Here is an 11,894-nt window from a genome sequence, read left to right as displayed (position 1 = left end):
AGCGTCTATGTTAAGGGTCTACCACTCAAATCGTCTGGATGTGCTGGAAGCACTGATGGAATTTATCGTTGAGCGCGAGCGGCTCGACGATCCTTTTGAGCCTGAAATGGTGCTGGTGCAGAGCACCGGTATGGCACAGTGGCTGCAAATGTCGCTTTCCCGTAAGTTTGGCATTGCCGCGAATATTGATTTCCCGCTGCCCGCGAGCTTTATCTGGGAGATGTTTGTTCGCGTGTTACCGGACATCCCCGAGCAGAGCGCCTTCAACAAGCAGGGCATGAGCTGGAAGCTGATGGCGCTGCTGCCGGAAATGCTCCAGCACGATGAATTCGCCATGCTGCGCCACTACCTTAATGACGATACCGATAAGCGCAAGCTGTTCCAGCTGGCGTCGCGCACCGCCGATCTCTACGACCAATACCTTGTTTACCGTTCTGACTGGTTAATTCGCTGGGAAGCGGGCGAACTGGTTGAAGGGTTACCGGAGGCGCAAATATGGCAGGCACCGCTTTGGAAAGCGCTGGTCGAGCATACGGAGAAACTTGGGCAACCTAAGTGGCACCGTGCCAACCTGTACGATCGGTTTATCTCAATACTCGAGAATGCGTCGGCGCGTCCAGCCCGACTGCCGTCACGCGTTTTTATCTGTGGGATATCCGCATTACCGCCTGTTTATCTGAAAGCGTTGAATGCGCTGGGTAAACATATCGATATTCATATTTTGTTCACCAACCCTTGCCGACAGTATTGGGGGGATATCCTCGACGAACGTTGGCTTGCGCGGCTGGTGACTCGCCAGCGAAAGCGCCTTTTTGAAGAACGATCCGTCCCGCTGTTTAAAGACGGCTCGACTGCCGGGCAGCTTTTTGATGAAGACGGCATCCAGAACCTGCCAAATCCACTGCTTGCCTCATGGGGGAAGCTGGGGCGTGATTACATTCACATGCTCTCCGATATTACGTCATCAGGCGAAGGTGACGTTGACGCCTTTGTCGAGATCGCCCCGGATAGTCTGCTGCATAATATTCAGTTAGATATTCTGGATCTGGAGAACCGCGCCGTCATGGGCGTGACGGCGAAAGAGTTTGAGCGCAGCGACAGCAAGCGGAAGCTGGACGCTGAGGATCGCAGTATCACGATCCATGTTTGTCATAGCCCGCAGCGTGAGGTCGAAGTGCTTCACGATCGGCTGCTGGCGATGCTGCAGGACGACCCTGAACTGACGCCGCGCGATATCGTGGTGATGGTGGCGGACATCGACAGCTACAGTCCCTTTATTCAGGCCGTCTTCGGCAGTGCGACGGGTGAGCGATATCTGCCTTACGCCATCTCTGACCGTCGTGCCCGTCAGTCGCACCCGGCATTGCAGGCATTTATCACCCTGCTTTCACTGCCGGATAGCCGGTTTATCTCCGAAGATGTTCTGGCGTTACTGGATGTTCCCGTGCTGGCAGCCCGCTTCAACATCAATGAAGAAGGGCTGCGCTACCTTCGCCAGTGGGTAAACGAATCAGGCGTTCGCTGGGGCATCGATGACGATAACGTTCAGGAGTTCGAGCTTCCCCCAACCGGCCAGCATACCTGGCGGTTTGGCCTGACGCGTATGCTGCTGGGCTACGCCATGGAGAGCAGCCAGGGCGAGTGGAACGAAGTGCTGCCTTACGATGAGTCCAGCGGTTTGATTGCTGATCTGGTAGGGCATTTAGCTTCTCTGCTGATGCAGCTTAACCGCTGGCGCCGTGAGCTAATGCAGCCGCGTCCGCTTGAAGAGTGGCTCCCGGTGTGCAGGGCGTTACTTAATGATTTCTTCCTGCCAGACAACGACACCGAAGCGGCGATGGCGCTCATTGAAACGCAGTGGCAGGCTATCGTTGACGAGGGCGTGAATTCCCACTATCGCGAAGCGATTCCTTTGTCGCTGCTGAGAGATGAGTTGACGCAGCGCCTTGACCAGGAGCGAATCAGCCAGCGTTTCCTGGCAGGCCCCATCAATATCTGTACCCTGATGCCAATGCGCTCAATTCCCTTTAAGGTGGTCTGCCTGCTCGGCATGAACGACGGTATTTATCCTCGGGCCCTGGCACCGCTGGGGTTCGATTTGATGAACGCAGATCCAAAGCGGGGTGACCGTAGCCGTCGTGATGATGACCGCTATCTCTTCCTTGAAGCGCTCATCTCCGCTCAAAGTAAGCTCTATATCAGCTATATCGGTCGTTCCATTCAGGACAACAGCGAGCGCTTCCCCTCCGTTCTGGTGCAGGAACTGGTGGACTATATCGGCCAGAGCCACTATCTGGCTGGGGATGAGGCGCTTAACTGCGATGAAAGCGAGCAGCGGGTGAAGGCGCACATTACCTGTATCCACAGCCGCATGCCGTTTGACCCGGTAAACTATATTGTCAGCGAACAGCAGAGCTATGCCCGCGAATGGCTGCCAGCAGCGAAAAAAGAGGGGAGAGCCCATACGGATTTTATTCAGCCGCTTGATCCGCTGCCCATTAACACTCTGACTTTCGAACAGCTTCAGCGGTTTTGGGCGCATCCGGTGCGCGCCTTCTTCCAGCAGCGATTACAGGTCAACTTCCGCTCTGAAGAGAGCGAAATTCCTGATGCAGAACCCTTTACTCTGGAAGGGCTGGAGCGCTATCAGCTAAACCTTCAACTGCTTAATGCGCTGGTTGAAGAGGAAGATGCAGACAAACTTTACCGCCGCTACCGTGCCGCAGGGCAACTACCTTACGGTGCGTTTGGGGAAATCGTCTGGGAGGCGCAGTGCCAGGAGATGACCGCTCTGGCGGAGCGCGTCAGGGAGCACCGCCAGCCCGGACACAGCATCGAAATCGATCTCAGCTGCAAGGGCATACAGCTCACGGGCTGGCTAACCCAGGTTCAGCCAGATGGGCTACTGCGCTGGCGGCCTTCTCTGCTCAGCGTTTCACAAGGATTGCAACTCTGGCTGGAACATCTTGTCTACAGTGCGGGTGGGAATAAAGGTGAAAGCCGGATCTTCGTGCGCAAAGAGGGCGAATGGCGCTTCCCACCTATGGAATCAGAACAGGCGTTACGCTATCTGTCCTTGTATATTGAGGGCTATCTTCAGGGAATGAACAAACCCCTCCTGTTACTGCCCGAAAGTGGCGGTGCGTGGATAAAAGCCTGTTATGACGCGCAGAATGATGCGATGTTAACGGATGAGGCTTCGCTGCAGAAAGCACGCAGTAAATTTATGCAGGCCTATGAAGGAAACATGATGGTGCGCGGTGAAGGTGAGGATGTCTGGTATCAACGTTTATGGCGAACGCTTGAACCAGAATACTTCGAGGCTATTACGGAAGAGGCACAGCGCTACCTGTTACCGTTGTTTAAGTTTAATCAGTCCTGAGTGCTGTATAAAAATTGCGCAGTATGGGGTGTTCATTTATGATGCACTTCTTATCACGGACTGATGTACCTAAATAAAGAGATGTTGGCGTGTCCAGCACGCAGTTTGTTAATGATGTTTACCCTAAATAATTCGAGTTGCAGGAAGGCGGCAAGGGCGTGAATCTCCGGGAGCTTACATGAGTAAGTGACTGGGGGGAACGCATGCAGCCGACGCACATGCAACTTGAAGTATGACGGGATAGCCGTGATAAAGAGGTCGTAATGCCAGGCAGCACCTTGTTCAAAGCGTTTGTTTTGTTTGTCGCCCTTTGGGCTCCCGTCACTCAGGCAGACTCCGGTTGGCAACCCGTTCAGGAAACTATCCGTAAGAGCGAAAAAGATACCCGTCAGTATCAGGCTATCCGCCTTGATAACGGTATGACCGTGCTGCTGGTTTCCGATCCGCAGGCGGTGAAATCCCTCTCGGCGTTAGTGGTGCCGGTTGGATCGCTCGAAGATCCTGAGGCGCATCCGGGGCTGGCGCATTACCTCGAACACATGACGCTGATGGGCTCTAAAAAATATCCGCAGCCGGATAGCCTTTCTGAATTCCTGAAAATGCACGGCGGCAGCCACAACGCCAGCACGGCACCGTACCGCACGGCCTTTTATCTCGAAGTCGAAAATGACGCGCTGGAAGGGGCGGTTGATCGTCTTGCCGATGCTATCGCCGCGCCGCTGCTGGATAAAAAATACGCCGACCGCGAGCGCAATGCCGTCAATGCGGAGCTGACCATGGCCCGTACCCGGGACGGTATGCGTATGGCGCAGGTCAGCGCCGAGACCATCAACCCGGCGCATCCGGGCTCACGTTTCTCGGGCGGTAACCTGGAGACGCTGAGCGATAAACCGGGAAGCCCGGTCATTGACGCCCTGCATGCGTTTCGTGACAAATACTACTCCGCCAACCTGATGAAGGCGGTTATTTACAGCAACAAACCGTTGCCGGAGCTTGCCGGACTGGCGGCACAAACGTTTGGCCGGGTGCCGAATAAAAATATTGACCTGCCGAAGATAGACGTACCGGTTGTCACGGACGCGCAAAAAGGGATCGTCATCCACTACGTTCCTGCCATGCCCCGCAAAGTGCTGCGCGTTGAGTTCCGCATTGATAACAACACAGCCCAGTTTCGCAGTAAAACCGACGAGCTGGTGACCTACCTGATTGGTAACCGCAGCCCGGGAACCTTATCTGACTGGCTGCAAAAACAGGGGCTGGTGGAAGGGATCCGCGCCGATTCCGATCCCGTGGTAAACGGCAACAGCGGCGTGCTGGCGATCTCCGCCACCCTGACCGACAAAGGTCAGGCCAACCGTGATGAAGTGGTGGCGGCTATCTTTAGCTACCTCTCTTTACTGCGCGAGAAAGGCGTCGATAAGCGCTATTTTGATGAACTGGCGCACGTGCTGGATCTCGATTTCCGTTACCCGTCCATTACCCGCGATATGGATTACGTGGAGTGGCTGGCGGATACCATGATCCGCGTGCCGGTGGCGCACACGCTCGACGCGGTCAATATTGCCGATCGTTATGATGCCGAGGCGGTAAAAGCGCGCCTGGCGATGATGACGCCGCAAAATGCCCGTATCTGGTACATCAGCCCGAACGAACCGCATAACAAGACGGCATACTTTGTTGATGCCCCTTATCAGGTCGACAAAATCAGCGACCAGACCTTCGCCGACTGGCAGAAGAAGGCCGGTGAGATTGCGTTGAAGCTGCCGGAGCTGAACCCCTATATCCCGGATGATTTCTCGCTGATCAAAACGACTAAGGATTATCCGCACCCGGAGCTCATTATTGATGAACCGACGCTGCGCGTGGTGTATACCCCAAGCCGTTATTTTGCGAGCGAGCCAAAGGCCGATGTCAGCGTGGTCCTGCGTAACCCGAAAGCGATGAACAGCGCCAAAAATCAGGTGATGTTCGCGCTCAATGACTATCTGGCCGGTATCGCGCTCGATCAGCTCAGCAACCAGGCGGCCGTGGGCGGGATCAGTTTCTCCACCAACGCCAACAACGGTTTGATGCTTAATGCAAATGGCTATACTCAGCGTCTGCCTCAGCTTTTCAAGGCACTGCTCGAGGGGTACTTCAGCTACACGCCAACGGAAGAGCAGCTTGAGCAGGCTAAATCCTGGTATGCGCAGATGATGGATTCTGCAGAAAAGGGCAAAGCTTACGATCAGGCGCTTATGCCGGCACAAATGCTGTCGCAAATACCTTATTTCCAGCGTGAAGAACGCCGTGCCTTGCTGCCATCAATCTCATTAAAAGAGGTGCTGGCTTACCGTGACTCGCTAAAAACCAACACGCGCCCGGAGTTTCTTATCGTCGGCAACATGAGCGAAGATCAGGCCAAAACGCTGGCAGAAAATGTTCGCACGCAGCTCGGTTCGAAAGGGGACGAGTGGTGCCGTAACCAGGACGTGCTGGTTGAGAAAAAACAGAATGTGATCTTTGAAAAAGCGGGGAGCAGCACCGATTCCGCGCTGGCCGCGGTGTTTGTGCCAACGGGCTATGATGAATTCGCAAGCTCTGCGCAGAGCGCCGTTCTGGGTCAGATTATTCAGCCGTGGTTCTATAACCAGCTGCGCACAGAAGAGCAGCTTGGCTATGCGGTATTTGCTTTCTCAATGAACGTGGGGCGTCAATGGGGGCTGGGCTTCCTGCTGCAAAGCAGCGACAAACAGCCGGCCTATCTCTGGCACCGCTATCAGGCGTTCTTCCCGGAGGTGGAAGCAAAACTGCGGGCCATGAAGCCGGAAGAGTTTGCTCAGATCCAGCAGGCCGTCATCGCGCAGGTGATGCAGCCGCCGCAGACGCTGGGCGAAGAGGCGTCGCAGCTGAGCAAAGATTTCGATCGCGGTAATCTGAAATTTGATTCGCGTGATAAAGTAGTGGCCGAGATAAAACAGCTGACGCCGCAGAAGGCTGCCGATTTCTTCCATCAGGCCGTGATTAAGCCGCAGGGCATCACTATCCTGTCTCAGGTTTCCGGTAGCCAGAACGGGAAAACGGACTACGTGAACCCGAAAGGCTGGAAAGTCTGGAAGAGCGTCAGCGCGTTGCAGCAATCTATGCCCTGGAGTAAGAAAGAATGACCGATACCGCTGAGTCCCTTGATCCCTTACGTTTACCTCTGCAGGGTGAACGATTGATTGAAGCCTCAGCGGGAACGGGAAAAACCTTCACCATCGCCGCGCTCTATCTGCGCCTGCTGTTAGGGCTTGGCGGTAACGCCGCTTTTCCTCGTCCTTTGAGCGTTGAAGAGCTGCTGGTTGTTACCTTTACCGAGGCCGCCACCGCTGAGCTGCGCGGCCGTATTCGGACCAATATCCACGAACTGCGCATCGCCTGTCTGCGCCAGAGCACGGATAACCCTCTTTACGCGAGCCTTCTGAAAGAGATTGCCGATAAGCAACAGGCAGCCCAGTGGCTGCTCCTCGCAGAAAGGCAGATGGACGAAGCGTCCGTCTTCACCATTCACGGTTTTTGCCAGCGCATGCTTAGCCTGAATGCGTTTGAATCCGGCATGCTGTTTGAGCAGCAGCTTATTGAAGATGAATCCGTGCTTCGCTATCAGGCCTGCGCGGATTTCTGGCGTCGCCACTGCTATCCGTTACAGCGGGATATTGCGGAAGCTGTACATGCGTTGTGGAAGGGGCCCGAAGCACTGCTGCGCGCCATCGATCGTTATCTTCAGGGGGAAGCGCCGGTTATCAAATCTCCGCCCCCGGCGGATGAAACCCTGGCCTCACGCCATGAAAAAATCATCGCTAAAATTGCCGACATCAAACAAAAATGGATTGAGTCAGTCGGTGAGATTGACGCGATTATCGAGAATTCCGGGATCGATCGACGTAAGTTCAATCGCGGCAACCAGGGCAAATGGATCGAGAAGATCAGCGCGTGGGCGCAGGAAGAGACGCGCGGTTACCAGCTCCCGGATGCGCTGGAGAAATTCTCCCGGCGTTTCTTGGTTGAGCGGACCAAAGCCGACGGTATCGTGCCTGAACATCCCCTGTTTCTGGCGATTGAAACCCTGCTGGCGGAGCCCCTGACGCTCAACGATCTGATGATCGTCCGCGCCATGACGGAGATCCGCGACGCCGTCGCGCGTGAAAAGCGTCGCCGGGGCGAACTGGGGTTCGACGATATGCTGAGCCGACTTGATGCGGCGCTGTGCAGTGAGAATGGCGAAGCGCTTGCCGCCGCGATTCGCACCCGCTTTCCGGTCGCGATGATTGACGAATTTCAGGACACCGACCCACAGCAGTACCGCATTTTCCGCCGTATCTGGCGCCAGCAGCCCGGCACCGCGCTGTTGTTAATCGGCGATCCTAAGCAGGCCATTTACGCCTTCCGCGGTGCGGATATTTTTACCTACATGAAAGCCCGCAGCGAGGTTGACGCGCACTACACGCTCGACACCAACTGGCGCTCTTCTCCCGGCATGGTGGAAAGCGTCAATGCGCTCTTCAGCCGCATGGATACGGCGTTTATGTTCCGGGAGATCCCTTTCCAGCCGGTCAAGTTCGCCCCTAAAAATACCGCGTTGCGCTTCGAGGTTAATGGCGAAACTCAGCCAGCCATGAACTTCTGGCTACTTGACGGGGAAGGCTGGGGTGTCGCGGACTATCAAAATGCTATGGCCCAGCACTGTGCGGCGCAAATTAGGGACTGGCTCAGCGCAGGCGCGCGCGGCGATGCGCTGCTGTGGAAGGAGGATAAACCAGCCCCGGTAAAGGCATCCGATATCACGGTGCTGGTGCGAAGTCGTCAGGAGGCCGCGCTTATCCGCGACGCCCTGACGCTATTGAATATACCGTCCGTCTACCTCTCCAACCGCGACAGCGTTTTTGAAACGCTGGAAGCCCTCGAGATGCTATGGCTGCTGCAGGCTGTGCTGGCCCCGGAGCGTGAAAGCACGCTCCGCAGCGCCTTAGCGAGCGCGATGCTCGGGCTGAACGCGCGTGACATTGATGCGCTTAATACTGACGAATCCGCGTGGGATGCTGTGGTAGAAGAGTTTGTGCGCTACCGTGAAAAATGGCAGAAGCGCGGCGTGATGGCGATGGTGCGCGAGCTCATGGCACAGCGTCACATTGCGGAAAACATGCTGGCGACAGCGGGCGGCGAGCGCCGTCTGACCGATATTTTGCACATCAGCGAGCTGCTCCAGGAAGCGGGTACGCAGCTGGAGAGCGAGCATGCTCTGGTGCGCTGGCTGGCCCAGCAGATTGCCGACCCTAACAGCAATTCTTCCAGCCAGCAGATGCGCCTCGAGAGCGATAAACATCTGGTGCAGATCGTCACCATTCACAAGTCGAAAGGCCTGGAATATCCGCTGGTCTGGCTGCCGTTTATCGCCAATTATCGCGTGCAGGACCAGGCTTTTTACCACGATCGCGAGTCGTTCGAAGCGGTACTCGACCTCAGCAATGCGGAGTCCAGCGTCGAGCTGGCCGAAGCCGAGCGTCTCGCGGAAGACCTGCGCCTGCTATATGTGGCGCTGACCCGTTCGGTCTGGCACTGTTCCCTGGGCGTCGCGCCGCTGTTCCGTCGCCGTGGCGAAAAGAGCGGCGAGAGTGATTTTCATCTGAGCGCGCTGGGGCGGCTTATTCAGCGCGGCGAGCCTAAAGATGCCGCAGGGCTGCGCCAGTGCATCGAATCACTTTGCTCAGAGCATGTTGCCCTGCATATTCCCTCCCAGCCCGACAGCAGCCGCTGGCAGACGCCGGAGCAGGGAGAGTCAGCGCTGCATGCCCGCGAGGTGGCTCGCACAATCGCTGACGACTGGCGCGTCACCAGTTACTCCGGTTTACAGCAGCACGGACAGAGTATTGCGCAGGATCTGATGCCAAAACTGGACGTGGATGCCGCTGGGGCCGGGAGCGTGCCCGTCGAGCCGGCGCTCACGCCGCATCAGTTTCCGCGCGGCGCCTCGCCGGGCACGTTTTTGCACAGCCTGTTTGAAGAGCTGGATTTTACCCAGCCGGTATCAGAAGAGTGGGTGCTGAAGATGTTACAGAGCGGCGGCTACGACGCACAGTGGCAGCCGGTTCTCACTGAATGGATCCGCGCTGTTCTGCACGCGCCGCTCACGGCGCAGGGGATCTCGCTGAGCCAGCTGACCGCCAAAGATAAGCAGGTGGAGATGGAGTTTTACCTCCCCATCGCCAGCCCGCTCAGGGCCGAGGCGCTTGATGCGCTGATCCGCGAGTACGATCCGTTATCCGCCGGGTGTCCGCCGCTGAATTTTCGCCAGGTGCAGGGGATGCTGAAAGGCTTTATCGACCTGGTTTTCCGCCACGAAGGGCGCTACTACCTGCTGGATTACAAATCGAACTGGCTGGGGGCAAACAGCGAAGCTTATACCCAGCAGGCGATGGCCTCAGCGATGCAAATGCATCGCTACGATCTGCAGTATCAGCTTTACACCCTGGCGCTGCACCGTTACCTGCGCCATCGCATGGCCGATTATCGCTATGAAGATCATTTTGGCGGCGTCATTTACCTGTTTCTGCGCGGCGTGGATGCTAACGACCCGCGTTCGGGTATCTTCAGCACCCGCCCGGCTGTGGAGTTGATTGAAAAGATGGATAACCTGTTTGCTGCAAGCACGGAGGAGGTAGCATGACGATGCAGGCGCTACTGCTGGACGCAATTGAACAACGTGCACTTCGCCACCTGGACGTACAATTTGCCATGATGGTGGCGGGTGAAGAGCCTGCCGTTATGCTTGCCGCGGCGATCCTGAGTAAAGATGCGGGAGAAGGGCATGTCTGTCTGCCGCTTTCACGTCTGGTGGTGGATGAGAAAATGCCGCCGGCTTTACAGGCGTGTTTCGCGCTTCTGGGTGAGGCAGTGGACTGGCAAGAAATATTACTCCGCTCGCCCGCCGTCAGCAGCGCCGATACCGGTACGCCAATGATTTTGACGGGCGAACGTTTGTATCTGAACCGGCTGTGGCGTAACGAACTGACGGTGGCGCGCTTCTTCAGCGAGACCAATACTCCGCTCCCGTGCGATGAAGCACTGCTCCGGCAAACGCTGGATACGCTGTTTACCTCTGACGACGAGACAGACTGGCAGAAAGTGGCGGCAGCAGTGGCGTTAACGCGGCGGATATCGGTGATTTCGGGCGGGCCGGGCACCGGTAAAACGACCACCGTGGCTAAGCTGCTTGCCGCGCTGATTGAGTTATCGGGTGAGCAAAAGTGTCGTATCCGCCTGGCGGCACCCACCGGTAAAGCGGCTGCACGTCTGACGGAGTCGTTAGGCGGCGCACTGCAAAAACTGCCGCTTACCGGGGAGCGGCTTGCGCTTTTCCCTAACGAAGCCAGCACGCTGCACCGCTTGCTCGGCGCGCAGCCGGGTAGCCAGCGTCTGCGCTACCATGCCGGTAACCCACTGCATCTGGACGTGCTGGTGGTGGATGAAGCATCGATGATTGACCTGACGATGATGTCGCGTTTGATTGATGCGTTGCCGCCGCACGCGCGCGTCATTTTCCTCGGCGACCGCGATCAGCTTGCCTCCGTTGAGGCCGGGGCCGTGCTGGGCGATATCTGCACCTATGCCAGCCTGGGGTATACCGCTGAACGCGCTGAGGAGCTGGCGCGCCTGACCGGATGTTCGCTCGCGGCTGAAAACCATTTACTTGCGGGGGCGCTGCGCGACAGCCTGTGTCTGCTGCAAAAAAGCTACCGTTTTGGCAGCGACTCCGGCATTGGTCAGCTTGCGGCGGCGGTGAACCGGGGCGACCGGCACGCTACCTGTGCGGTATTTGACGGTACCTTTACCGATATTGAGAAAAAATCGCTGCAAACCGGGGAAGAGTATCAGGCGATGCTGGATGACGCCCTGCTGGGGTACCAACATTTTCTGACGGGCGTACAGCAGCAAAACACGCCGGAGCAGGTCATTGCCGCGTTTGGCGAATACCAGCTGCTCTGCGCGTTGAGGGAAGGGCCCTTTGGCGTCAGCGGCCTGAACGACAGGCTGGAACAGTTGCTGGCGCAAAAGCGTAAAATCAACCGTACTCCGCACTCGCGCTGGTATGAAGGCCGGCCGGTGATGATCTCCCGCAACGACAGCGCGCTGGGGTTGTTTAACGGGGATATCGGGATTGCGCTCGATCGCGGGCAGGGGCTCCGCGTCTGGTTCCAGATGCCGGACGGTAGCGTGAAGTCCTTCCAGCCGAGCCGTTTGCCCGAGCATGAAACTGCCTGGGCGATGACGGTGCATAAATCCCAGGGTTCTGAGTTTAACCATGCGGCACTTATCCTGCCCACACAGCTTTCCCCCGTCGTTACCCGCGAGCTGATCTATACCGCCATTACGCGCGCGCGTCAGCGCCTGTCGCTGTATACCGATGAACGGGTGCTGGTACAGGCGATTGCCACCCGCACGGAGCGCCGAAGCGGGCTGAGCGCGATATTTGACTCCCTCTGAACGACGCCGG

4 protein-coding genes are annotated in these 11,894 nt (G+C 57.0%); all 4 read left to right on the top strand.

Annotated elements, in window-relative coordinates:
* Positions 1 to 7 precede the first annotated feature (7 nt).
* The 4 genes from recC (at position 8) to recD (ending at position 11,884) form a co-directional block, all read left to right on the top strand.
* Complete coding sequence (gene recC / locus IM271_RS03475; RefSeq protein WP_193052174.1) at positions 8 to 3,382, top strand: exodeoxyribonuclease V subunit gamma; 3,375 nt, start codon at positions 8 to 10, stop codon at positions 3,380 to 3,382.
* 263 nt (positions 3,383 to 3,645) lie between these two features.
* On the top strand, positions 3,646 to 6,528 hold the full coding sequence (gene ptrA, locus IM271_RS03470) for a pitrilysin (protein ID WP_193052173.1): 2,883 nt from the start codon (positions 3,646 to 3,648) through the stop codon (positions 6,526 to 6,528).
* Complete coding sequence (gene recB / locus IM271_RS03465) at positions 6,525 to 10,067, top strand: exodeoxyribonuclease V subunit beta (protein WP_193052172.1); 3,543 nt, start codon at positions 6,525 to 6,527, stop codon at positions 10,065 to 10,067. Before ptrA ends, recB begins: the two co-directional genes overlap by 4 nt.
* Entirely contained in the window at positions 10,064 to 11,884 is a 1,821-nt protein-coding gene (gene recD, locus IM271_RS03460) for an exodeoxyribonuclease V subunit alpha (protein WP_192971669.1), read from the top strand. The genes recB and recD overlap by 4 nt, the downstream gene beginning before the upstream one ends.
* The last annotated feature ends 10 nt before the right edge of the window (positions 11,885 to 11,894 follow it).

The organism is Enterobacter cloacae complex sp. I3 (genome assembly GCF_014896175.1).
Lineage (GTDB): Bacteria > Pseudomonadota > Gammaproteobacteria > Enterobacterales > Enterobacteriaceae > Enterobacter > Enterobacter bugandensis.
The sequence above is the reverse complement of the archived record's forward strand: the minus strand, read 5'-3'. Positions and strand labels throughout refer to the sequence as shown.

Bases quoted from the DNA above. Each gene is read 5' to 3' on its own strand.
- recD (WP_192971669.1), top strand. From the start codon at position 10,064: ATGACGATGCAGGCGCTACTGCTGGACGCAATTGAACAACGTGCACTT.
- recB (WP_193052172.1), top strand. From the start codon at position 6,525: ATGACCGATACCGCTGAGTCCCTTGATCCCTTACGTTTACCTCTGCAG.
- ptrA (WP_193052173.1), top strand. From the start codon at position 3,646: ATGCCAGGCAGCACCTTGTTCAAAGCGTTTGTTTTGTTTGTCGCCCTT.
- recC (WP_193052174.1), top strand. From the start codon at position 8: ATGTTAAGGGTCTACCACTCAAATCGTCTGGATGTGCTGGAAGCACTG.